The organism is Streptomyces sp. RKND-216, from assembly GCF_004795255.1.
Lineage (GTDB): Bacteria > Actinomycetota > Actinomycetes > Streptomycetales > Streptomycetaceae > Streptomyces > Streptomyces hazeniae.
The window spans coordinates 2,405,161-2,428,827 of the sequence record NZ_SSBQ01000002.1 but is presented as its reverse complement, the minus strand read 5'-3'; the positions used below and the strand labels follow the sequence as shown (position 1 = coordinate 2,428,827).

Sequence of the window (23,667 nt, the reverse complement as noted above, 5' to 3'; positions counted from 1 at the left end):
ACTTGCATCACCCGTCCCGTATCTGGGTAGCGCATGGGGTGGGAGCCGCCGGAGGGGAAGCCGGTGTCCGACGTGTGCGGAAGGTTCAGGTGAGACATGGCTGCCGACCAGAGGCCTCTGAACGAGGTCGTGTTCCTGACCGTGGCGGAAGTCGCCGCCGTGATGCGTGTGTCCAAGATGACCGTGTACCGCCTGGTGCACAGCGGTCATCTGCCCGCGATCCGTGTGGGCCGGTCGTTCCGGGTGCCGGAACAGGCCGTCCACGAGTACCTGCGGGAGAGTTACGTCGGGATGGAGAGCGCGTAGTTCCGTACGGGCGTGCGTGCCGTGTTCCGGCCGGAGCCCCGGAGCGAACCTCGGATTACGTCCCTTCACCGGCGGCGGGTAGGCTGAGCCCATGTAGGTCGTGTGGGCTCGGACGCCCCGCACCGAGTCGGAGAAGTGAGCGAGGGTAGTCGTGGGCTCTGTTATCAAGAAGCGGCGCAAGCGGATGGCGAAGAAGAAGCACCGCAAGCTGCTCAAGCGCACGCGCGTGCAGCGCCGCAACAAGAAGTGAGCGGGCACGCAGCTCGTTGATCCGTCGCCTTCCGCCGCACACCGACGCGTGTGTGACGGAAGGCGACGGCTTTTTTGTGGTCTGCTGTCCCCAGCGCGGGCCCGGGGCGTGTGCGCCCCCGCACGGGCGCGGCGGACGGTGTGTGCGGGTCGCGACGGTCGACGACAGGGAGATCACGTGGGCAGGGTGGTACTCGTCACCGGAGTCGCCCGGCAACTGGCGGGCCGGTTCGTGCGGCGTGTGCAGCGGGAGGCCGACGTCGACCGGGTAATCGGTGTGGACGCGGTCCGACCCGCCCACCACCTGGGAGGCGCGACCTTCGTCCAGGCCGACCTGCGCCAGCCGGTGATCGGCACGGTGCTGGCCGAGCACGGCGTGGACACCGTCGTGCATCTGGACGTCAACGCGACGCCGCTGCAGCCGCGCGGAAGCGTGGGGGCGCTCAAGGAGACCAACGTCATCGGCACCATGCAGCTGCTCGGTGCGTGCCAGAAGGCTCCGTCGGTGCGGCGGCTGGTGCTGAAGTCCAGTACCGGCGTGTACGGGTCGGCGCCGCGCGACCCCGCGGTGTTCGACGAGGCGACGTCGCCGAAGGCGCTGCCCAGCGGCGGCTTCGCCAAGGACGTGGTGGAGGTCGAGGGGTACGCGCGGGGCTTCGCCCGCCGCCGCCCGGACGTGTCCGTGACCGTGCTGCGCTTCGCGCACGTGCTCGGGCCGACCGTCGACTCGCCGATGAGCGGTTACTTCTCGCTGCCGGTGCTGCCGACGGTGCTCGGCTACGATCCGCGGCTGCAGTTCGTGCACGAGGACGACGCCGTCGAGGTGCTGCGCAGGGCTGCGGGGGAGCCGACCCGGGGCACGTACAACGCGGGCACGTTCAACATCGCCGGCGACGGGGTGCTGCTGCTGTCCCAGTGCGCCCGGCGGCTCGGTCGCCCCACGGTGCCGATACCGCTGCCCGCACTCCGCTGGGGCGGCTCGCTGCTGAGGTCGGTGGGGGCCTCCGACCTCTCGCCGGAACAGGTCCGCATGCTCACCCACGGACGGGTGGTCCGTACGGCGCAGATGCGGGAGCTGCTGGGATTCGAGCCGCGGCACAGCACGGCGGACGCGCTGCTCGCGTTCGCCCGCAGCCGCCCGCCGGGGCTGCTGCCGCCGGCGGGTGTCGGCCGCGCCGTCGACCGTGTCGCCGCACAGCTCGCCCCCGACCAGGCGCGGGCCCGGAACGAGGAGGAGCCGCACCACCATGGGTGACGCGAAAGTGATCCCGTTCGACGACGACCGCGACCGTGAGCGTGACCGCCGGCACGGCAGCGGCACGGGCCGGCAGGGTGGCCGCACCCGGCCCCGGCCGGCCCGGCCGGCCCGGTCGGACCGGTCGGGCGGGAGGGAGTCCGACGGCGCGCCTCTGGTGCCGCTGCCCCACCAGGCCGAGGGGCACGACAGCGGCGCCGGGCACGAAGGACCGGAGCCGGCCGCGGAAGCCCCGGGGCCGCCCGCCGACGGTGTGTGGGAGCAGCGGGCCGCCCGCGGGCTGGCGTTCCTGCGCCGCCGGCTGACCGGCGCGTACGAGGTCGACGAGTTCGGTTACGACGCGGAGCTCACCGACCAGGTGCTGATGTCGCTGCTCCGGCCGGTCTTCGAGAAGTACTTCCGGGTGGACGTCCGGGGTATCGAGAACATCCCGGCGGAGGGCGGGGCCCTGGTCGTCGCCAATCACTCCGGGACGCTGCCGCTGGACGGCCTGATGCTCCAGGTCGCGGTCCACGACCACCATCCGGCCGACCGTGCCCTGCGGCTGCTCGCGGCCGATCTGGTGTTCCTGCTGCCGGTGGTCAGCCAGCTCGCGCGGAAGGCCGGGCACACGCTGGCGTGCGCGGAGGACGCGGCGGCGCTGCTCGGGCGCGGGGAGGTGGTCGGCGTCATGCCGGAGGGTTTCAAGGGCATCGGCAAGCCGTTCGCCGAGCGGTACAAGTTGCAGCGGTTCGGGCGGGGCGGGTTCGTGTCCACGGCGCTCAGGGCGGGCGCGCCGATCGTGCCGTGCTCGATCGTGGGGGCGGAGGAGATCTACCCGATGATCGGCAACTCCCGGACGCTCGCCCGTCTGTTCGGCTTCCCGTACTTTCCCCTCACGCCGACGTTCCCGTGGCTGGGCCCGCTGGGGGCGGTGCCTCTGCCGACGAAGTGGACGATCCAGTTCGGCGAGCCCATCCCGACCGACGGGTACGCGCCGGAGGCGGCGGACGACCCCATGCTCACGTTCAACCTGACCGATCAGGTCCGGGAGACCATCCAGCACACGTTGTACAAGCTGCTGGTGGGGCGGCGGTCGGTGTTCTTCTGACGGGGCCGGGTGTCGCGGCGGCCGGTGTCCAGCCGGGCCGGCGGGGTCGTCCGGAGCGGGTCTTCCTCCGATCGTGACCGTCTTGCGTCGTCGGACAGTGTTCAGCTGACGGGGGTGTCGGTGATACCAAGGAGGCGGGGCGGCGGCCGGTGTGGGGATCGGCCGTCGCCCCGCCTCTTCTGCGGTGACGGGGTTCAGTCGTCGCGGGTCTCCACGCCGAGGCCGGGCAGCACGTCCGGGACCAGTGGCGGGAGGGTGATGTCCGGCCCGGGGCGTTCTCCGCCGTCGCGGCCGGAGCCGGGACGGGAGCTGTCCTTGCTCGGACCGGAAGACGGCTCGTCGAGCAGGCCGTCGTCGAGCAGGCCGTCGTCCTGCTGCGAGGACGATCCGGACGGCCGGGGGCGGTCGCCCTCGGAGTCGCGGTCCCGCCGCTCGCCCTGCGAGGACTCCGCGGAGGGACTCCCTGAGCGGTCGGCTCCCCGCTGTTCCCCGCCGGGTGCGTTCCTCTGCGCCGGTCCGGACTCCACCGGCGGGTCGGGGAAGAGTGCGCGCAGCGGCTCGACCTCGTGCTCTATGGCGGTGAAGACCTCGGTGACCTCTTCCTCGACGTCCGACAGCTGCACGGGCAGTCGTCCGCGCAGCTCCGCCCACCGGACGCGGTGGTCCTGGGTGAAGGTGGAGAGGGACTGCATGACGCCGATGCCGCCGTCCCGCTCGTACGCGGCGCTGAGCAGGCGGTGGCCCTCTCCCGCGTCGTGGCTGACGCCGGAGAGCGCGCGGCGGATGTCGGCGAGCGCCTCGTGGTCGAGGTTCCCGGTGCGGTCCTGTTCGACCAGGCGGCGTGCCTCGCGCATCCGGGTGGAGGCGTGGTCGAGGTAGAGGAGGCCGCGGTCGGCGTCGTCGTCGGCGAGGTCGAGCCGCAGGTCCTCCATGCCGCGCTTGAGGCCGTACAGCGTGTCGCCGGGGAGGGCGTCGGTGCTGGCCGCGGCGACTCCGCCGAGGGCTGAGGCGGCCACGCCGACGCTGAGCCCGCCGGCTGCGAGACCCTTGCCGAGCCGCGAGGTGGGCCGGAACAGGCCGAACGGTCCGGAGCCGGTGGCGCGGTGGGCTCCCTTGCCGCGCTGGGCGCTGCGCTGCCGGGGGACGAGGCCGTCGCCGGCGCCGAGGGTGCCCTCCGCGACGGCGGCCTCCATGGCCGCGACGAGCTGGGCCCGTTGGACGGTTTTCACCTCCGGGTCCATCTCGGGTCTCGGCAGCGAGCCGAGCCCGTCCGCCAGGGCGAGCAGCTGCGCCTGCTCGTGGTCGCCGTCAGCCGCTACCTCGCCGATCCCGCGGTCGTGCTCGTCCACGGCTTCGGCGAAGGCGTGTGCCCGCCGGCTCGTCGATACGGATCCGATCACGGGCGGCACCTCCTCTCATCAGCACGGTGGACTCCCCGCGGCAGGGGGTGGGTTGCGCCGCCTGTGCGCGTACACCCGATCGAGTGAACGCGGGTCGGCGTGTCGCCGCTGCGGGGAGTCTGCATTCCCCCCAACGATCCGAGCGCCGGACGGGTTACGGAGTCACGATGATGTGACCGCGAGCGCATGGCGTGTCACCTGTGGTCATCTAACGTCTTCGGGCATCAGGCGGGCCAGGGTCCGGACCGCCCGGTACTGGAGGGTCTTGATCGCCCCCTCGTTCTTGCCCATGATGCGCGCGGTCTCGGCGACGGTGAGCCCGTGCAGGAACCGGAGCGTGACGCACTCCTGCTGCTGCGGGTTGAGCCGGCGCACCGCGTCGATCAGGGCGTCGTTGGACAGTCGCTCCAGCACGGAGTCCTCCGGGCTGCGCTCGACCTCGTTGGCGTCGAGCATCTCCCCGGTGGTCACCTCCAGCCGGAACCGGCTGGACTTGAAGTGGTCGGCGACCAGATTCCGGGCGATGGTCACCAGCCAGGCGCCGAAGTCGCGGCCCTGCCAGGTGAAGGTGCCGATCCGGCGCAGCGCCCGCAGGAACGTCTCGCTGGTCAGGTCCTCGGCTGTGGCCCGGCCGCCGACGCGGTAGTAGATGTACCGGTAGACGGTGTCGCTGTACTGGTCGTAGAGCCGGCCGAAGGCGTCGGCCTCTCCGTTCTGGGCGCGCTCGACCAGGTCCATCATGCGGCGGGCCTCGGTGTCGCCGACGGCGGGCCGTCGGCGGGTCGCGGTACCGGAGGCGCCGCGGGTCGCGGCGCCGGAGGAACCCCGGGTGGCCGTTCCGGTGCCGGAGGCGCCGCGCCGTCTGCCGGCGACCCGGGGGCCGGCCGCAGCGCCTGTGGCGGTGCTGTCGGCCAGTGCGTAGCAGGGGCGTGCGGGGACAGGTGCGGCTGCGGCGAGGGCGGGCACGGCGTACGCGGTGGGGACGATCGTGCGCAGTCGGTCGACGACCGAGGTGCGCAGCGTAGCCAGGCCCGAGGCGTCAACCCCGACGTGTGGGTACACGGGACTCCCAGAGGCAGAGCTTCCATCACGTGCACTGCGGGACCGATTCGCCCGGTCAGGGGCGGAGAGGTTTCGCAGGCGTCTGAGGAGAATAACGCTTCGTACAGGCAGTGCTACGCCTAGTTGCTGAAATCGTCGATTCGGTCTGTTCTGTTACGGGTTGGGAGTCGAGAAGTATTCGAACGCGAGTGACATGGTGATCACTTGATAGGCGAAATCTGATGCTTCTATGACCGTTTCTGACCGAGTGTCAGAGTCATGTCTGGGGGAGCGCAGGTGGGGGTAAGACGGCGGGATGCGCCTGCGACGCGCGTCACGGTCTGCCGTTTTCGCGCCGCTGATCGGTGGCTGACCGTTCGGCCCGGTGTACGACGGCCCGAACGGCCCGCACCGTCGGACGGCCCACCACCCGGACGCCCCGTGCCCGTGGCGCGGCTCAGGGGCCCGGTTCAGCGGCGCCGGCGGTGGATGGCCAGCGCGGCGGCGGTGCCGCCGGCCACGGCGCCCACGCCCGCGGCGGCCGGGATGCCGATCTTCGCGGCCTTCCGTCCGGTGCGGTAGTCGCGCAACCGCCAGCCCTCCCGGGCGGCGTGGGCGCGCAGCGAGCTGTCCGGATTGATCGCGTACGGATGGCCGACGAGCGACAGCATCGGGATGTCGTTCGCCGAGTCGCTGTACGCCGCGCAGCGCTCCAGTTCCAGGTCCTCGGCGACGGCCAGCGCACGCACCGCCTCCGCCTTGGCCGGGCCGTGCAGCGGTTCACCGACCAGACGGCCGGTGTAGACGCCGTCCACCGATTCGGCGACCGTGCCCAGTGCGCCCGTCAGGCCGAGGCGTCGGGCGATGATGGTCGCGGTCTCCACCGGGGCGGCGGTTACCAGCCACACCCGCTGACCGGCGTCCAGGTGGGCCTGTGCCAGCGCGCGGGTGCCGGGCCAGATGCGGCCGGCCATGTACTCGTCGTAGATCTCCTCGCCGATCTCCATCAGTTCGCTGACCCGGTGGCCCTTGACGATGGAGAGTGCGCTGTCGCGGGCGTCCTGCATGTGTCCGGCGTTCTCCGCGCCGGCCAGCCGGAAGTACGCCTGCTGCCAGGCGAAGCGGGCGAGCTCGCGCTTCTCGAAGAAGCGCCGCTTGTACAGTCCGCGGCCGAAGTGGAAGAGGGCGGCGCCCTGCATGACCGTGTTGTCCAGGTCGAAGAACGCGGCGGCGCGGGTGTCGCCGGCGACCGGGAACTCCGGTGCCGCGGGCGGCTCGGGCGCTGCCGCCTCCTGCTTCCGTGCGGCCTCCGCGGCTGCCTCGCCCGCGAGGACGCTGCGCGCGGTCGCGGCCCGCTCGGGCCGGGTGAGCCAGGAGGGAAGAGGCATACGGCGAGCATAGCCAGTCCGGGGCAGCGGTCCGTTACGGACGGATGTCGGCTCGCCGTACGGCATCAGGACGGCCGTACGTCCCGCACGCGCGTGCGGGACGCGGTCCGGGTGGCTGGACAATGGGGGCATGAAGACCGTGACGCTGATCGGAAAGCCCGGCTGTCACCTGTGCGACGTCGCGCGGGACACGATCGACCGGGTCTGCGCCGAGACGGGTGCCGTCTGGGAGGAGAAGGACATCAACCAGGACCAGGAGCTGTACCGCGCGTACTGGGAGCAGATCCCGGTGGTGCTGGTCGACGGCGCGCAGCACGACTTCTGGCGCGTCGACCCGGAGCGCCTGCGGCGGGCGCTGGCCGGCTGATGTGCGGCCGGGCCGCATCCGGAGGGGTGCGGCCCCGCACATGGTCGGCGGAGGTTCTACCGGCCGGTAGGCTGGTGGCTCGGGTGCCCGGAATCGGCTGGAATTCGACTATCATCGACGTCGTTTTGCCGTCGGGGGGCGTATACGTGAGGAGTGTGACGCGTGTCCCCCTTGGTGCGTGTGGCACCGGTCACGTTGCCAGGGCAAAACGGACACCATCTTTGTGCACGCGTTCACAAAGGCATAGCCTGGGCGCGACGGAGCGGTCCGGGAACGTGCGCAGCGACGTACGCGACGCACCCGGCGTACGGCCGCTCACCGCTTCGCGCAACCGGCAGGAGCACCGTGGCAACCAGCCGAAACCACCGACCGGCGACGAGAGCGAGCCGAGGGATTCCCGAGGCCACCGTTGCCCGTCTGCCGCTGTATCTGCGCGCACTGACCGCGCTCTCGGAGCGTTCGGTGCCCACGGTCTCCTCCGAGGAGCTGGCCGCGGCGGCAGGGGTCAACTCGGCGAAGCTGCGCAAGGACTTCTCCTACCTCGGCTCCTACGGCACTCGTGGTGTCGGCTACGACGTCGAATACCTCGTCTACCAGATCTCCCGCGAGTTGGGCCTCACTCAGGACTGGCCGGTCGTCATCGTCGGTATCGGCAACCTCGGCGCCGCGCTCGCGAACTACGGCGGCTTCGCCTCCAGGGGATTCCGCGTCGCCTCGCTCATCGACGCCGACCCCGCCCTGACCGGTCGCACGGTCGCCGGCATCCCGGTCGAGCACAGCGACGAACTCGAGAAGATCATCGCGGAGAACGGCGTCTCCATCGGCGTCATCGCCACCCCCGCAGGTGCGGCGCAGCAGGTGTGCGACCGGCTCGTCGCGGCCGGGGTGACCTCCATCCTCAACTTCGCGCCCACCGTGCTCTCGGTTCCCGAGGGCGTCGACGTGCGCAAGGTGGACCTGTCCATAGAGCTGCAGATCCTCGCCTTCCACGAGCAGCGCAAGGCCGGCGAGGAGGCGCCGCTGGAGGAGACGGCGCCGCCCGCGGCACCGCCGGCCGCCGCGGTGACGAAGCGGCCCGACTCGGGACCTGACGGGGACGTGCCCGCCGTGATGCCGGCATGAGTCTCCTCGTCGTCGGGCTGAGTCACCGCAGCGCCCCGGTCAGCGTCCTCGAGCGTGTCGCGCTCGAGGCGTCTACGCGCGGCAAGTTGCTGCACGACACGGTCGGCACCGAGCCCGCCGCCGAGGCGGCGGTGCTCGCCACGTGCAACCGGCTGGAGCTGTACGCGGACGTCGACAAGTTCCACGCCGGTGTCGCCGAACTGTCCACCATGCTGGCCCGGCACAGCGGCGTCGCGCTGGACGAGCTGACGCCCTATCTGTACGTGCACTACGAGGACCGTGCCGTGCACCACCTGTTCTCGGTGGCGTGCGGGCTGGACTCGATGGTCGTCGGCGAGGGCCAGGTCCTCGGCCAGATCAAGGACGCCCTCGCCGTCGCGCAGGACGAGCACACCGCCGGGCGGCTGCTCAACGACCTTTTCCAGCAGGCGCTGCGGGTGGGCAAGCGCGCCCACACCGAGACCGGCATCGACCGGGCGGGACAGTCCCTGGTCACCTTCGGCCTGGAGACGCTCGTCTCGCTGGCGGCATCCGGGGCGGAGGACGACGTGGCCCGCTGGATCGCCGGCCGGCGCGCGCTGGTGATCGGCGCGGGCTCGATGTCCTCGCTGGCCGCGACCACGCTCGCGCGCTGTGGTGTCACCGAACTGGTGATCGTCAACCGCACCGTGTCCCGCGCGCAGCGCCTCGCTGCGAGCCTCGCCGACGAGTACGGCTTCGCCGGGCTCGCGGACGTGCAGCCCGGGTCCCTCGGCGCGGGCCCGTCCGTGGGGGCGGAGGCTTCCGGCCGCGGGCTGTGTACCGAAGCGGAGGCCGGTGGCACCGGAGATTACGCAGGCGACGCCCCACCCCGCCGCTTCGCCGCGCGGGCCGTGGCCGTGGAGGAGATCCACGCGGAGCTGCCGTACGCCGACATCGTGGTGTCCTGCACCGGTGCGACCGGGATCGTGCTGACGGCCGACGATGTCCGCGCCGCGCTCGCCGCGCGCGACGGGGCACGGGACGCCGCGCACGGTGCGGCGGCCGGGGACGCCGGCCCAGGCCCGGGTGGGCGGCGGATCGTCGGAGTGCTGGACCTCGCCATGCCGCGGGACGTGGACGCGGCCGTGCACCGGCTCGACGACGTGCGCCTGGTCGACATCGAATCGCTGGCCGAGGCCGCCGCCGACGCCCCCATGGCCTCCGACGTCGATGCCGCGCGCGGCATCGTCGCCGAGGAGGTCGCCGCCTTCGGCGCCGCCCAGCGGGCCGCCGTCATCACCCCCACGGTCGTCGCGCTGCGCGCCATGGCCTCCGACGTGGTCGCCGCCGAGATGACGCGCCTCGACGGCAGGCTCCCGGGTCTCGACGACAAGCAGCGCGCAGAGATCACCCAGACCGTCCGGCGTGTCGTGGACAAGCTCCTGCACGCGCCGACCGTACGGGTCAAGCAGCTCGCCGGCGAGCCTGGCGGCGCCGGGTACGCCGACGCCCTTCGCGAGCTCTTCGACCTCGACCCGCAGGCCGTCGCCGCGGTCAGCAACCCGGAACAGGAGCGGCAATGAGCACCGGCCCCACCCACGGCGGCCCCGGCACCGGCCCGGACGCCGGCCTCGACGCCGGCGCCCTCCGGCTGGGCACCCGTCGCAGCAAGCTGGCGATGGCCCAGTCCGAGCAGGTCGCGGAGGCCGTGCGCCGGCTCACCGGCCGCCCGGTCGAACTGGTGCAGATCACCACCTACGGCGACACCAGCCGTGAACACCTGGCGCAGATCGGCGGTACCGGCGTGTTCGTCACCGCGCTGCGCGACGCGCTGCTGCGCGGCGAGATCGACTTCGCCGTCCACTCGCTGAAGGACCTGCCCACCAGCCAGCCCGAGGAGCTGCACCTGGCGGCCATCCCGGTTCGCGAGGACCCGCGCGACGCGCTCATCGCCCGCGACGGCCTTGACTTCGAGCAGCTCGCCCGCAGCGGCGAGCGCGCGGGCCGCCCGGCGCGCATCGGCACCGGATCGCCGCGCCGCATGGCGCAGCTGGAGGCCTGGGCGCGGGCGCTGGGCGTCGTGATCGAAACGGTGCCGATCCGGGGGAATATCGACACGCGGATCGGGTACGTGCGCTCGGGCGAGCTCGACGCGGTCGTGCTCGCCGCCGCGGGGCTGAACCGGGTCGGACGGGCCGACGAGGTCACCGAACTGCTCTCCCCGGACACCGTACTTCCCGCCCCCGGCCAGGGGGCACTGGCCGTCGAGTGCGTCGCGACCGACGTACTCCTCGCCGCGCAGCTCGTCGAGCTCGACGACCCGCACACGCGGGCCGCCGTGACCGCCGAGCGCACCCTGCTCGCCGCCCTGGAGGCCGGCTGCAGCGCACCCGTCGGGGCGCTCGCGGACCTTCCGGGCGACGGGCGGACCGTCACCGAAATGCGCCTGCGTGGCGTCGTCGGCACCACCGACGGCAAGACGCTGGTGCAGCTGTCCACCACCGGTCCCGCACCGGCGTCCGCCGACGACAGAGCGACCCCGCAGAGGATGGGGCGCCGACTCGCCGACGAGATGCTCGCCAAGGGTGCGGCCGGTCTGATGGGGGAGCGAGCACTTTGAGCCCCACCACCGCCAAGACGCCGGCCGACCGCAGCACGGCGTCGCCGACCACCGCGGCGGCCGCCGCACCGGCGCCCGCCCAGGCCGTCGCTCCCGCAGCGGCCCCGCACCTGTACGGAGCCCACGGGCACGTCACCTTCCTCGGTGCCGGCCCCGGGGACCCGGGACTGCTCACGCTGCGCGCCGTCGAGGCGCTGTCGCACGCCGACGTGCTCGTCGCCGACCCGCAGGTGCACGACATCGTGCGCACCCATGCGCGGGCAGGCGTGGACACCCCGCTGCGCGCGGTGGACGACGGTTCCGGGACACACGAGGGTCCCAACTCCCCCGACAGCGCAGGCGATTGGGCACATGTTGTCATGGCGGCCGCACGCAGCGGCAAGCGGGTCGTACGTGCCGTCGCGGGTGACCCGGGGCTGGACGCCGACGCCGCCCGGGAGATGCTCGCCTGCGCCGACGAGGGCATCACCTTCGAGGTGGTGCCGGGCATCGCTAACGCGGTCGGCGTGCCCGCCTACGCCGGTGTGCCGCTGCGCGACGAGCACGGCGCCGACGTGCGGTTCGTCGACGCGGCGACCGCCGACGCGAGATGCTGGACCGAGCTCGGCTCCAGCGATTCCACCGTGGTCGTCTCCAGCACTCTGGAGACGGTGACCGGCACCGCCGGCGAACTCGTCGCCGCCGGGCGCAAGCCGGACACCCCGGTCTCGGTGACCATCGCCGGCACCACCACCCGTCAGCGCACCTGGAGTGCCACCCTTGGCACCCTCCAGCAGACCCTGAAGTCGGCGAAGGTGCTGCCCGCGGCGGACGGCGCGCAGCCGGTGATAGCCGTGGTCGGCGAGCGCAGCGCGCCCGCGCAGCGGGACCGGCTGGCCTGGTTCGAGTCCAAGCCGCTGTTCGGCTGGCAGGTCCTGGTGCCGCGCACCAAGGAGCAGGCCGCCTCGCTCTCCGACCAGCTCCGTTCGTACGGCGCGGTGCCCGCCGAGGTGCCGACCATCGCCGTGGAGCCGCCGCGCACCCCGCAGCAGATGGAGCGGGCCGTGAAGGGCCTGGTCACCGGCCGGTACGAGTGGATCGCGTTCACCTCCTTCAACGCCGTGAAGGCGGTGCGGGAGAAGTTCGAGGAGTACGGGCTGGACGCGCGGGCCTTCGCCGGGATCAAGGTCGCCGCCGTCGGCGAGCAGACCGCCAAGGCGCTGGTCGACTTCGGCGTGAAGCCGGACCTGGTGCCCAGCGGCGAGCAGTCCGCCGCCGGGCTGCTGGAGGACTGGCCGCCGTACGACCCGGTGTTCGACCCGATCGACCGCGTCTTCCTGCCGCGTGCCGATATCGCCACCGAGACGCTCGTCGCCGGGCTGATCGAACTCGGCTGGGAGGTCGACGACGTGACCGCGTACCGCACGGTGCGCGCCTCGCCGCCGCCGGCCACCACTCGTGAGGCGATCAAGGGCGGCGGGTTCGACGCGGTGCTCTTCACCTCGTCCTCCACTGTCCGGAACCTGGTCGGCATCGCGGGCAAGCCGCACAACGTCACCGTGATCGCCTGCATCGGCCCCGCCACGGCGAAGACCGCCGAGGAGCACGGGCTGCGTGTGGACGTCCTGTCGCCCGAGCCGTCGGTCCACAAGCTCGCCGAGGCGCTGGCGGACTTCGGCGCGCAGCGCCGGGCCGCGCAGATCGAGGCGGGCGACCCCGTGAAGCGGCCCAGCGAGAAGCGGCCGCAGCGAAGAAGGGCTCGCACCTCGTGAACGCTTCGCACCGCACGCCGTCCGGCCACGGCGCCTTCCCCGCCGCCCGGCCGCGGCGGCTCCGCACCACACCGGCCCTGCGCCGCATGGTCGCGGAGCACCGCACCCGGCCGTCCGACCTGATCCTGCCCGCCTTCGTGCGGGAGGGCATCAGCGAGCCGGTCCCGGTCTCCTCGATGCCGGGCGTCGTCCAGCACACGCGGGACACCCTGCGGAAGGCCGCCGTGGAGGCCGTCGAGGCCGGCGTCGGCGGGCTGATGCTGTTCGGCGTTCCGCTGGTCAAGGATGCGGTCGGCTCGCAGGGCACCGACCCGGACGGCATTCTCCAGCAGGCGCTGCGGGACGTCCGCTCCGAGGTCGGCGACGACCTGGTCCTGATGTCCGACCTGTGCCTGGACGAGTTCACCGACCACGGGCACTGCGGCGTCCTCGACGCGCAGGGCCGGGTGGACAACGACGCGACGCTGGAGCGGTACGCCGAGATGGCCCGCGTGCAGGCCGACGCGGGCGCCCACATGCTCGGGCCGAGCGGCATGATGGACGGCCAGGTCGGTCACGCCCGCGCTGCGCTGGACGCGGCCGGGCACACGGACGTGGCGCTCTTCGCCTACACGGCGAAGTACTCCTCCGCGTTCTACGGGCCCTTCCGGGAGGCCGTGGACTCCTCGCTGAAGGGCGACCGGAAGACCTACCAGCAGGATCCGGCGGGCAACGCCCGCGAGGCGCGACGCGAGTTGTCCCTGGACCTCGCCGAGGGCGCCGACATGGTGATGGTCAAACCGGGCCTGCCCTACCTGGACATTCTTCGCGACTTTGCCGAGAGCGCGGACGTTCCGGTGGGCGTGTACCAGATCTCCGGCGAGTACGCGATGGTCGAGGCCGCTGCGGAGAAGGGCTGGATCGACCGCGACGCGGCGATCCTGGAGACGCTGACGTCCTTCACCCGCGCCGGCGCGGGTGTGATCCTCACCTACTGGGCCGTCGAGGCCGCGAAGCTGCTGCGCGCCCAGCGCTGAGCGCCGCCGCGCGCTGCCCGGCCCCGCCCACGGCCCGCCCGGCCCGTGCGTGCGCCGATGTCGCGCCCCGCAGCGCCAGGAGGACCAGGACCTGCGCCCCGGCGACCAGGGACGCGGGCAGCGCCGGCCCTCCGGGGTGCAGGCCCCGCCAGCCGTGCTCCGGGTAGGAGCCGCAGTACCGGCGCGCGGCGTCGGAGAGCTGCCACGCCCCCGCCCGCAGCCGTACCGGCGCGCGTGCCGAGGCATCCGAGCACCGCCTGGTCCGAGCTGTCTCCTCCCACGGGGTCCGGGACGTGGGGCGCCGGTCGTGGGTTCCCTTCCACAACGGAAGTTGACAGCGGTGCCCTCGTGCACCACCCTTTCACTACTTAATTAGTGAAAGGGTGGTGCTGGCGTGGTCGAGTTCCGGATCGACCGGCGCAGCGGCGTCGCCACGTACGTGCAGATCGTGCGGCAGGTGCAGCAGGCGCTGCGGCTGGGCCTCCTGGAGCCCGGCGACAAGCTGCCGACCGCGCGGGAGGTCGTCGAGGCTACGGCGTTGAACCCGAACACGGTGCTCAAGGCGTACCGCGAGCTGGAGCGCGAAGGGCTGGTCGAGGCCCGGCGCGGACTCGGCACGTTCGTGCGGAGGTCCCTCGGCAGCGCGCCTGCCGACTCCCCGTACGCCGTGGAGCTGGCCGACTGGACGCGACGAGCCCGGCGCGCCGGACTCGAACGAGAGGACGTGGCCGCGCTCTTCGCGGCCGTACTGGACCGGGAGTTTCCCGAGGAGGACGGATGAGTCAGGACGGGGTCGCCCTGGAGGCGGCCGGGCTGGGGATGCGGTACAGCCGGAAGGGGATGGTGCTGGACGGTTGTTCGTTCCGGCTGCCCGCCGGACGCATCTGCGCGCTCGTCGGGCCGAACGGCACCGGCAAGTCGACATTGCTGAAGCTCGCCGCCGGGCTGCTGCGCCCGGCCGAGGGCACCGTACGGGTCCTCGGCGGCGCTCCGGCCGCCGTGCGGGAGCGCGTGGCCTACGTCGCGCAGAACAAGCCGCTGCACCCGCAGTTGACGGTGGCCGAGACGCTGCGCTTCGGCGCGGAGCTGAATTCCCGCCGCTGGGACGCCGGGGCCGCCGAGCGGATCGCGTACGCGAGCGGACTCGAACCCGGTGCGAGGATCCGCCGCCTCTCCGGCGGACAACGCACCCGGGTCGCCCTCGCCCTGGCCGTGGGCAAGCGGGCCGAACTCATGCTGCTGGACGAGCCGATGGCCGACCTCGACCCGCTCGCCCGCCACGAACTCGCGGGCGCCCTGCTCGCGGAGGCCACCGATCACGGCACGACGGTCGTCATGTCCTCCCACGTGGTCGCGGAACTGGAGAACGCCTGCGACCACCTGCTGCTGCTCGGCGGCGGCCGCGTCCGCCTCGCCGGCCCGGTCGACGACCTCCTCGCCGCCCACGTGCTGCTGACGGGCCGGGGGCCCGACTTCGGTCCTCATCTCGTCGTGGAGCAGCGGCCCACTGGCCGGGGCAGCACGGCCCTCGTGCGATCGCGCGGTGTCCTGGACGGCGACTGGCAGGTCGAGCAGCCCACGCTGGAGGAGCTGATCCTCGCGCACCTGCGGAACCCGGCGGCGGAGCCGCTGCTCACCGCCGACACCGCGCCGGCGCCGCAAGAGGCCACGGCATGACCGCCCTGCCCAGAGGGCTCCGCCCCCGCGGCCTCGGCTGGTCGGTGCTGACTACGCACCGGCTGGTCGCGGGGATCTACCTTGGCGCCGTGGTGGTCGCGGCCGCCCTGCTCGTCTCTCTTCACTACTACGGGTCCGACGTGCTGGCCGCCGCGGCAGAACACTGTGAGGGCACCAGCCGCCTCTGTGAGAGGGATGTGGACCCGGAGCAGCGGTACCGCTACCTCATGGGCCTCGCCCACGGCAGCCTCGCCTTGTTGCCGCTGGTCGTCGCCGCCTTCGCCGGGGCCGCACTCGTCGGGCGGGAAATGGAGAACGGCACCGCCGCACTGGCCTGGACCCAGTCGGTTTCACCGCTCCGCTGGCTTGCCGCAAAGCTGACGTTTTCCGCCCTGCTCCTCGTCACGGGCACGGTTGCGCTGACGCTCCTGATCCGCTTTGCCGGACTGCCCGACCTCGCTGCGGAGTGGCACGACAACAACCCCTACCTCGCCACCGGACCCACCGGCACCGCGTACGCCCTCCTGGCCCTGGCCACCGGGGCCGTCGCCGGCCTACTGCTCCGCCGCACGCTGCCCGCGCTCGCCGCCGCAGTGGGAGCCACAGGGCTGACCTTGATTCTCGGCGCGGTGTACCGCGTCCATCTCTGGCCGAAGGTGCTGCTCACCGCCACGCCTCCGCGACTCCTCCAGATCCCCAGCCGCTCGCAGATCATCGACAGCGGTGGGATCACGCCCTCCGGCGAGCGCTTCTCCCACGAACGGTGCGCCGCGATCTACCGACCGGACTTCGACCGCAACGAATGCCTGCGGCAGTACGACGCGGACGCCTTCGCGACCGTTCACCCCCCGTCGCACTACTGGCCGTTGCAGCTGGTGGAGACCGGCATCGTGCTGGGGCTGGCCGCGGGGCTGACAGCGGCCGCGTTCTGGCTGCTGCGGAGGCGGTTGCCGTGAGGTGCCTGCCGTGAGGCGGCCGTGACCCGGTGCGGGATGCCGTCCGGAGGGGGGACGGCACCCCGCACCGCCGTCGTGCGGACCGGGGTCAGAAGATGCCCTGGCCGGGGACGAGGATGCCGTCCGGGTCGTAGCGGCGGCGTGCGGACGCGAGGAACGGCCAGGCGCGGCCGAAGTGGTCGTGCCAGTCGTCGCGGCCGAAGGGGACGGAGCCGACGGGGTACTGCTTGCCGCCCCGGTCGCGCACCGTCTCGTACGCGTCGCGGTTGGCGGCGAGCAGCCGGTCGACCGTCGCGGTGTCCTCCGGCGGGCAGGTGCGGAGCACGGCGAGCAGGTACGGCACGCGGTCGCGCGGCATCTTCAGCAGCGGGGTGCGCAGCTCCTCGCGCTGCAGGGGGTACAGCAGGACGACGCCCGCCGGGCCGACGTCCGCCGGGGTGAGGCCGGCGAGGATGCCTCCGGCGAGGCGTTCCGCTTCCTCGCCGGGGAGCAGCAGGTTGAGCCACGGGTGGGCGTCGTCCCAGAGCCCGGCTTCCTTGAGCTGTTCGACGACCGGGCCCAGCCGGTCGATGAAGGCGTAGTAGTCCAGCGTCTCGGCCGTGGCCCCGTCGGGGTCGTGGCGGAGGCCGCGCAGCAGCAGTTCGTCGTCCGGTGAGGGCCCCGCCGGCGGGCCGTACGCCGTGGCCTCCAGCACGTAGGTGCGGAAGGCACCCGTGTCGTCGGCGGAGACCTGTCCCTCCACGTAGGCGAAGCGGCGTTCCTCGACCAGCCGGCGCTGGTCCGCCAGGAAGGTGTGCAGGTCGTCGTACGGCAGCAGGAAGTGCCGCACCGTCTCCGGCGCGGTGACCAGTTGCAGCGTCGCGCCGACGACGATCGCGCACTGGCCGAGGCCGGCGCGTACCGCGTCGAACAGGTCGCGCCGCCGGTCGGGGGAGCAGCGCACGTACTCCCCGGCGCCGGTGACGACCTCCAGTTCGGTGACGGTGTCGACCTGGGCGCCGTGCGCGTGGGTCTGGCCGCCGATGCCGCCGACGGAGAGCGTGCCGCCGACGGAGAGTTCGAGGTAGTCGGTGAAGACCGGAGGGGTGAGGCCGTGTTCGAGGGTGGCCTTGGCGAGCGTCGACCAGCGCACTCCCGCGCCGACGGTCACCCGGCCGTCCCGTACCGGGCCGATGCCGGCGAGTGGCGTGGTCTCGATGACGAGGCCGTTCTTCACCTGGGCCTGGCCGAACGTGGTGTGGCCCTGGCCGCGCGGCGCGACGTCGATGCCGTGGCGGCGGCAGTAGCGGACCATGGCCACGATGTCGTCCACGGAGCCGGGGCGCAGGACGGCGGCGGGTGTGCGGCGCACGATGTGGCCGTAGTCGTCGGCCGCGGCGGCGCGGGACGCGTCGTCGGTGAGCAACGTGCCGTCCAGCGGCGGTACTTCGTCGAAGGGCCCGCCGTCCCCTTCGACGGCCCAGGCGCGTCCGGCCGGGTCGAACCCGACGACGACGGCCGCGGCGGCCGCTCCTCTCAGTACGGTACGGCGGGGCGGCTTCGACAGCATGCGCGATCCTCTCGGCGGCGGTGACGTGACGTCAGCGCGGAGGATGCTACCGGGGAGGTGCGGCGGCGCGCCTTTCTGCTCCCTCAACGCAGCAAGAACGAGTCGGCCTCGAACTCGACATCCCCGCCACGCGGGCTGGGCAGCGTGAAGGTGTGACCCGCCTTGTACTCGGAGCGTGTGCGACAGCGGCCGTCGTGAGGGTCGCTGTGGACGACGACCTGATCCTGCCGCCGGTCCCCGACGACGTACAGGGGAATCCCGGCAGCCGCGTAGACGTCCGGCTTGTGGTGCACGTCGGTGTGCCAGTTCTCTGCCTCGCGGGACATCGAGCCTTACCTCGGATCATAGGACGAGCTCAGGAACGATAATGCCGGTCGAAACGGCGCAAGTACACCCGTGGGGTGGTCGGTCTCGGGAGACGGACCACCCCATCGGAGGAGCGCGGAGGCGCGTACTACAGGCGCTCGGGTGTGCGGATGCCGAGCAGGGCCATGCCCTGGTGCAGCGTCCGCGCCGTGAGGTCGCAGAGGAACAGCCGGTTGGCGACCTGGTCCGGGCCGCCCTCCGCCTTCAAGACCGGGCACTGGTCGTAAAAGGTCGTGTAGAGCGACGCGAGCTGGTACAGGTACGCCGCCAGCTTGTGCGGCTCGTACAGGTCCGCCGCGCCCGCGACCGTGTCGGCGAAGTCGTCCAGATGCAGGGCGAGTGCCCGCTCCGCCGGCTCCAGGGACAGCTCCGCCCTCGCCACGGGCTCGGCGCCCTCCGGCGCCTTCCGGAGGATGGACCGGATTCGTGCGTAGGCGTACTGGAGGTACACGCTGGTGTCGCCGTTGAGCGAGACCATCCGGTCCAGGTCGAAGACGTAGTCGCGGGTCATGGAGTTGGACAGGTCGGCGTACTTGATCGCGCCGACGCCCACCTGGGAGGCCCGCTCGGTGATCTCGGCCTCCGACAGCCCCAGGTTCTCGCTCTTCTCCCGGACCACCTCGGCCGCCCGGCCGACCGCCTCGCCCAGCAGGTCGACCAGCCGTACGGTCTCGCCCTCCCGGGTCTTGAACGGCTTGCCGTCCTTGCCCAGCACGGTGCCGAACGGCAGCTGCCGGGCCGCGCCCTCCGGCAGCCAGCCGGCCCGCTGCGCGGTCTCGAACACCATCCGGAAGTGCAGCGCCTGCCGCGCGTCGACGACGTACAGGAGGGTGTCGGCCTTGAGGTCGCCGATCCGGTTCCGGATCGCGGCCAGGTCGGTCGCGGCGTAGCCGAAGCCGCCGTTGGACTTCTGCACGATCAGCGGCGTGGGGGTGCCGTCCGGGCCCTTCACGTCGTCGAAGAACACGCACAGCGCGCCCTCCGACCGCACCGCGACCCCCGAATCCTCGAGGTCCTTCACCACGGCTTGCAGGTCGTCGTTGTAGGCGCTCTCGCCGACGACGTCCTCGTCGGCGATCTCGACATCGAGCCGTGCGTAGACGCCCTGGAAGTAGATCTTCGACTCGTCGACGATCTTGTGCCACAGGCCGAGGGTCTGCGCGTCGCCGCCCTGGAGCTTCACCAGGCGGTCCCGGGCCCGCTCCTTGAACTCCGGGTCGGTGTCGAACAGCACCCGGGAGGCCTTGTAGAGCCGGTTCAGCCGGGCCATCGCCGCGTTGCCCTCGACGTCCGCACCACCGTCGCCGGCCGCGGCGTCCGACGCGTGGTCCAGCTCGTGCGGGTGCTCGATGAGGTATTGCGTGAGCATGCCGAACTGGGTGCCCCAGTCGCCGATGTGGTGCCGCCGGACCACCTTCTCGCCCCGGTGCTCCAGCAGGTTGACCACCGCATCGCCGATCACCGTCGACCGCAGGTGGCCGACGTGCATCTCCTTGGCGACGTTCGGCTGTGCGTAGTCCACGACCGAGGTGCCGGGGTCGGTCTTGTACGGCACGCCGAGCCGGTCGTCCGCCGCCCGGGCCGCCAGGGTCCGCACCAGCGCCGCGTCGGCGACGGTGATGTTGAGGAAACCGGGGCCGGAGACCTCGATCTCCTTGATCTCGTCGTTCGCCGGGATCGCGTCGACGACCTTGGACGCCAGCTCCCGCGGATTGCCCTTGAGCTTCTTCGCGAGCGCCAGCATGCCGTTGGCCTGGAAGTCCGCCCGGTCGCTTCGGCGCAGCAGCGGGTCGGCGTCCGCCGACTCGGGCACCGCCGCCGAGAGGGCTTCCGCGAGGCGCTGGTGGACCGCAGCGGAGAGGGACTGGACCGAGGCCATGGAGTGGGTCACCGTTCTGTCGGCGTGGAAAGGGATTGCCGACCAGTATCCCACGGCGCCCACCGTGGCCCGCGACCCGATTTCCGGATGGGACAATGGGTGCGCACCCCTGTCGACGCACACACGAGAAGGAAGTACCGGACGTGGCACAGACCACCCCCGAGGCCGACTGGGTCTCCCGTATCGCCGATGACGTCATCGCCGAAGCGGAGCGCCGCGCCCCCGGGAAACCGGTGGTGTGCGCCTCCGGTCTCAGCCCTTCCGGGCCGATCCACCTGGGCAATCTGCGTGAGGTGATGGTCCCGCACCTGGTCGCGGACGAGATCAAGCGGCGCGGCGTGCCGTGCGAGCACATCATCTCGTGGGACGACTACGACCGCTTCCGCAAGGTGCCGGCCGGTGTCGCGGGCGTCGACGCATCGTGGAGCGAGCACATCGGCAAGCCGCTGACCTCGGTCCCCGCGCCGCAGGGCAGCCCGTACGGAAACTGGGCCGAGCACTTCCGCACGGCCATGTCCGACGCGCTGGGCGAGCTGGGCGTGGAGTTCCGCGGCATCAGCCAGACGGAGATGTACACCTCCGGCGCCTACCGCGAGCAGATCCTCTTCGCCATGCGCGAGCGCGCCCGCATCGACGCCGTGCTCGCCCGCTACCGCACCCTCGACAAGAACGGCCAGGGCGGCCAGGGCGGCGGCAAGAAGGGCAAGCAGCAGCAGAAGCCGAAGGACGCGGCAGAGATCGAGGCGGCCGAGGGCTCCGGCGCGGCCGCCGAGGACGACGGCTCGGGCTCCGGCCCCGGCTCCTACTACCCGTACAAGCCCTACTGCGGCGTCTGCGCGCGCGACCTGACCCGGGTCACCGCGTACGACGACGAGAGCACCGAGCTGACCTACGTCTGCGAGTGCGGGCACACCGAGACGGTGCTGCTGCGCGAGTACGACCGCGGCAAGCTGGTCTGGAAGGTCGACTGGCCGATGCGCTGGGCCTACGAGGGCGTGACCTTCGAGCCCAGCGGCGTCGACCACCAGTCGCCCGGCTCGTCCTTCGTGGTCGGCGGGCAGCTGGTGCGGGAGATCTTCGGCGGAGAGCAGCCGATCGGCCCGATGTACGCCTTCGTGGGCATCAGCGGCATGGCCAAGATGTCCAGCTCGCGCGGCGGGGTGCCGACCCCGTCCGAGGCGCTGGAGATCATGGAGGCGCCGCTGCTGCGCTGGCTCTACGCGCGGCGCAAGCCGAATCAGGCGTTCAAGATCGCGCTCGACCAGGAGATCCAGCGCACCTACGACGAGTGGGACGCGCTCGGCCGCAAGATCGCCGACGGCTCCGCGCAGCCGGCGGACCTCGCCGCGCACCTGCGCGCCTCGACCACGGCTGCGGGCCCGTTGCCCACGACGCCGCGGCCGCTGCCTTTCCGCACGCTCGCCTCGGTGGCCGACGTCACCGCCGGGAACGCGGAGCAGACGCTCCGCATCCTGAGCGAGCTGGACCCGGAGCAGCCCGTACGCGACCTGGACGAGACCCGGCCGCGGCTGGACCGCGCCGAGCGCTGGATCACCACCCAGGTGCCGGCCGACCAGCGCACGCGGGTGCGGGACGAGCCCGACGGCGACCTGCTCGGCTCGCTGGACGAGGAGCAGCGGGAGTCGCTGCGGCTGCTGCTCGACGGGCTGGACGAGCACTGGTCGCTGGACGGGCTCACGTCGCTGGTCTACGGCGTGCCGAAGGTACGGGCCGGGCTGGCGCCGGACGCCAAGCCGACGCCCGAACTGAAGGTGGCCCAGCGGGCGTTCTTCGCCCTGCTGTACCGGCTGCTGGTGAGCCGTGAGACGGGGCCGAGGCTTCCGACGCTGCTTCTGGCGGTGGGCGCCGACCGCGTCCGCAAGCTGCTGGGGGCGTGAACCCTCCCCGTTGACCGCCCTCGCGAGGGCGGTCAACGGGGGACGGCGGGGCCGGGAAGCGCCTCTCCCGCCGTCAGATGGAGATGCCCATCTCTGAGCTGTAGCGCTCGCGGAACTCGCGCAGGTAGGCGCGCAGGTATGGCTCGCTCAGCAGGTTGCCGTCCACGTTCGTGACACCGAAGCCGTCGTGCAGTGCCCGCGAGAGGTCGCGCGCGGTGGGGCGGCTGCCGTGCGCGGCGATGAACTGCCGGTACGCCTCGAAGTACATCTCTTCGCGGGGGACGCCGTCCGGGATGCCGATCGGCTCGTCGCCCCCGTACGCGTCCGGCTCGGGTTCCGGAACGGGTGCCGCGCGCGGCGCGGGGGCCGGGACCGGCTCCGGTTCGGGGGCCGGGGGCGCCGGTTCCGGTTCGACGAACAGCTCCTGCTGGCTCGGTGTGTACGCGCCGCGGCCGCCGTCCGGGGCGCCGCTGCGGCCCAGCGGGCGCTGCCGTCCGCCCTGGACGACGGGCACGGTCACCTGCGGATGCCGACGGCCGGTGTCCTCCGCGTAGGCGTACCCGGAGGGGGCCGGGGCGGCGGGTTCGTCGGGAATCTCGGGGAGCGGGTATTCGCCGGTGGGGGAGACGGCGACCGGCTCCTCCCACCGCGGATCGAGGTCCGGGTGACCGCCGGGGTGGGCGCCCTGGGGCGGCCGGGCGGGTATGTACTCGGGCGCGGGCCGGTACTCCGTGGCGTACTCCGCGGCCATGTCGTCGTCGTACGCGGAGCGTTCGCGCAGCGGCGGTCGTTCCTCCGGTGCGGTGGCGGTGTCCTCCTTGGTGAGGGAGGGCGCCGCCGCGCCTGCGTGCGCTCCCCGGGCCTCGGCCGTCGTGCCGCCGTGTGCCGTGCCGTGCGCCGCGTCGGCTCCGCCGCCCGCGTGCGCCGCTCCGGGCCGGTCCGAGGCGCCCGGCAGCAGCGCCTGTCCGGCCCGTGCGGGGGCGTCCGCGCCGGAGGCGCTCTCCGTGCCGGATGTCAGCCGCGCGGGCACCGTGATGCCCGCCGCCGCCAGACCGGCCGGGCCCGTCTCCGTCAACGGCACGCCGTAGCGGGCGAGTCGGAGGGGCATCATCGCCTCGACGGGTGCCTTGCGGCGCCAGCCACGGCCGTAACGGGCGCGCAGCCGCGCCTCGTACACCAGCCGGTCCTGCTCCATTGCGATGACCTGTTCGTACGACCGCAGCTCCCACAGCTTCATCCGCCGCCACAGCCGGAACGTCGACGGGAACGCCAGAAGCCAGCGGGAGAGTCGTACGCCCTCCATGTGCTTGTCGGCGGTGATGTCGGCGATCCGGCCGATCGCGTGCCGGGCCGCCTCCACGGCGACCACGAACAGCACCGGGATGACGGCGTGCATGCCGACGCCCAGCGGATCGGGCCAGGCGGCGGCGCCGTTGAACGCGATGGTCGCCGCCGTCAGCAGCCACGCGGTCTGCCGCAGCAGCGGGAACGGGATGCGGATCCACGTCAGCAGCAGGTCGAGCGCGAGCAGCACCACGATGCCCGCGTCGATGCCGATGGGGAAGAAGGGCGCGAAGGCGCCGAACCCCTTCTTCTCGGCCAGGTCGCGCACGGCCGCGTACGACCCGGCGAAGCCGATGGCCGCGATGACGACCGCGCCGGTCACGACGACGCCGACGAGTATCCGGTGTGTGCGGTTGAGTTCAACGGACTGCACTGGTGTGGACCCCACCCTCGGGAAGCTGGCGGCGCTCAGCCTTGCACACCTGTGCGGTT

General features: G+C 72.5%; 21 protein-coding genes. 14 read left to right on the top strand and 7 right to left on the bottom strand.

Annotated elements, in window-relative coordinates; all coding sequences use genetic code 11:
* The first annotated feature begins 96 nt into the window (after positions 1-96).
* From E4198_RS10720 to E4198_RS10705, 4 genes are all read left to right on the top strand, one after another.
* On the top strand, positions 97-306 hold the full coding sequence (locus E4198_RS10720; RefSeq protein WP_027764613.1) for a helix-turn-helix domain-containing protein: 210 nt from the start codon (positions 97-99) through the stop codon (positions 304-306).
* 151 nt (positions 307-457) lie between these two features.
* Positions 458-556 carry an AURKAIP1/COX24 domain-containing protein gene (locus E4198_RS10715; protein ID WP_003948845.1) on the top strand — a complete coding sequence of 33 codons (99 nt, stop codon included), beginning with the start codon at positions 458-460 and terminating at the stop codon, positions 554-556.
* Between the two features lie 177 nt (positions 557-733).
* Positions 734-1,810 (top strand): NAD-dependent epimerase/dehydratase family protein, encoded by a 1,077-nt coding sequence (locus E4198_RS10710; protein WP_136182950.1) that lies wholly within the window; start codon positions 734-736, stop codon positions 1,808-1,810.
* Positions 1,803-2,900: a lysophospholipid acyltransferase family protein gene (locus E4198_RS10705; protein WP_136182949.1), complete on the top strand. Its 1,098-nt coding sequence runs from the start codon at positions 1,803-1,805 to the stop codon at positions 2,898-2,900. Before E4198_RS10710 ends, E4198_RS10705 begins: the two co-directional genes overlap by 8 nt.
* A 194-nt stretch (positions 2,901-3,094) precedes the next feature.
* Here the strand turns inward: E4198_RS10705 and E4198_RS10700 are convergent, their stop codons facing one another.
* From E4198_RS10700 to E4198_RS10690, 3 genes are all read right to left on the bottom strand, one after another.
* The gene (locus E4198_RS10700; RefSeq protein WP_136182948.1) at positions 3,095-4,300 is read right to left on the bottom strand and encodes a DUF5667 domain-containing protein; all 1,206 of its coding nucleotides are present in this window, start codon (positions 4,298-4,300) and stop codon (positions 3,095-3,097) included.
* A 204-nt stretch (positions 4,301-4,504) separates the two neighbouring features.
* On the bottom strand, positions 4,505-5,362 hold the full coding sequence (locus E4198_RS10695; RefSeq protein WP_136182947.1) for an ECF subfamily RNA polymerase sigma factor, BldN family: 858 nt from the start codon (positions 5,360-5,362) through the stop codon (positions 4,505-4,507).
* Positions 5,363-5,811: 449 nt separating this feature from the next.
* Positions 5,812-6,729 carry an HAD-IB family hydrolase gene (locus E4198_RS10690; protein WP_136182946.1) on the bottom strand — a complete coding sequence of 306 codons (918 nt, stop codon included), beginning with the start codon at positions 6,727-6,729 and terminating at the stop codon, positions 5,812-5,814.
* Positions 6,730-6,859: 130 nt separating this feature from the next.
* Between E4198_RS10690 and E4198_RS10685 the strand changes: the two genes are divergently transcribed.
* From E4198_RS10685 to E4198_RS10645, 9 genes are all read left to right on the top strand, one after another.
* Positions 6,860-7,096, top strand: a complete 237-nt coding sequence (locus E4198_RS10685) for a glutaredoxin family protein (protein ID WP_037790714.1) — start codon at positions 6,860-6,862, stop codon at positions 7,094-7,096.
* Between the two features lie 345 nt (positions 7,097-7,441).
* The gene (locus E4198_RS10680) at positions 7,442-8,218 is read left to right on the top strand and encodes a redox-sensing transcriptional repressor Rex (protein ID WP_027764606.1); all 777 of its coding nucleotides are present in this window, start codon (positions 7,442-7,444) and stop codon (positions 8,216-8,218) included.
* A complete protein-coding gene (gene hemA / locus E4198_RS10675; protein ID WP_136182945.1) occupies positions 8,215-9,762 on the top strand; it encodes a glutamyl-tRNA reductase in 1,548 nt (515 codons plus the stop codon). Before E4198_RS10680 ends, hemA begins: the two co-directional genes overlap by 4 nt.
* Positions 9,759-10,799, top strand: a complete 1,041-nt coding sequence (gene hemC / locus E4198_RS10670; protein WP_136182944.1) for a hydroxymethylbilane synthase — start codon at positions 9,759-9,761, stop codon at positions 10,797-10,799. The genes hemA and hemC overlap by 4 nt, the downstream gene beginning before the upstream one ends.
* Positions 10,800-10,909: 110 nt before the next feature.
* Positions 10,910-12,550: a uroporphyrinogen-III synthase gene (locus E4198_RS10665; protein ID WP_136185309.1), complete on the top strand. Its 1,641-nt coding sequence runs from the start codon at positions 10,910-10,912 to the stop codon at positions 12,548-12,550.
* Positions 12,547-13,566, top strand: a complete 1,020-nt coding sequence (hemB, locus tag E4198_RS10660) for a porphobilinogen synthase (RefSeq protein ID WP_136182943.1) — start codon at positions 12,547-12,549, stop codon at positions 13,564-13,566. The genes E4198_RS10665 and hemB overlap by 4 nt, the downstream gene beginning before the upstream one ends.
* A 394-nt stretch (positions 13,567-13,960) precedes the next feature.
* Positions 13,961-14,347, top strand: a complete 387-nt coding sequence (locus E4198_RS10655; protein WP_136182942.1) for a GntR family transcriptional regulator — start codon at positions 13,961-13,963, stop codon at positions 14,345-14,347.
* Positions 14,344-15,243, top strand: a complete 900-nt coding sequence (locus tag E4198_RS10650; protein ID WP_136182941.1) for an ABC transporter ATP-binding protein — start codon at positions 14,344-14,346, stop codon at positions 15,241-15,243. The genes E4198_RS10655 and E4198_RS10650 overlap by 4 nt, the downstream gene beginning before the upstream one ends.
* Positions 15,240-16,199, top strand: coding sequence for a hypothetical protein (locus E4198_RS10645; RefSeq protein ID WP_136182940.1), 960 nt, complete (start codon positions 15,240-15,242; stop codon positions 16,197-16,199). The genes E4198_RS10650 and E4198_RS10645 overlap by 4 nt, the downstream gene beginning before the upstream one ends.
* A gap of 88 nt (positions 16,200-16,287) precedes the next feature.
* Here the strand turns inward: E4198_RS10645 and E4198_RS10640 are convergent, their stop codons facing one another.
* From E4198_RS10640 to argS, 3 genes are all read right to left on the bottom strand, one after another.
* Entirely contained in the window at positions 16,288-17,748 is a 1,461-nt protein-coding gene (locus E4198_RS10640; RefSeq protein ID WP_136182939.1) for an FAD-binding protein, read from the bottom strand.
* A gap of 83 nt (positions 17,749-17,831) precedes the next feature.
* Positions 17,832-18,074 (bottom strand): Uma2 family endonuclease, encoded by a 243-nt coding sequence (locus E4198_RS10635; RefSeq protein ID WP_136182938.1) that lies wholly within the window; start codon positions 18,072-18,074, stop codon positions 17,832-17,834.
* A gap of 128 nt (positions 18,075-18,202) precedes the next feature.
* On the bottom strand, positions 18,203-19,993 hold the full coding sequence (argS, locus tag E4198_RS10630; RefSeq protein ID WP_136182937.1) for an arginine--tRNA ligase: 1,791 nt from the start codon (positions 19,991-19,993) through the stop codon (positions 18,203-18,205).
* A gap of 143 nt (positions 19,994-20,136) precedes the next feature.
* On the opposite strand from argS, the gene lysS reads away from it, so the two are divergent.
* Positions 20,137-21,891, top strand: coding sequence for a lysine--tRNA ligase (lysS, locus tag E4198_RS10625; protein WP_136182936.1), 1,755 nt, complete (start codon positions 20,137-20,139; stop codon positions 21,889-21,891).
* 73 nt (positions 21,892-21,964) lie between these two features.
* On the opposite strand, the gene E4198_RS10610 is transcribed toward lysS, so the two are convergent.
* Positions 21,965-23,623, bottom strand: coding sequence for a DUF2637 domain-containing protein (locus tag E4198_RS10610; protein ID WP_247597628.1), 1,659 nt, complete (start codon positions 23,621-23,623; stop codon positions 21,965-21,967).
* Positions 23,624-23,667: the final 44 nt, after the last annotated feature.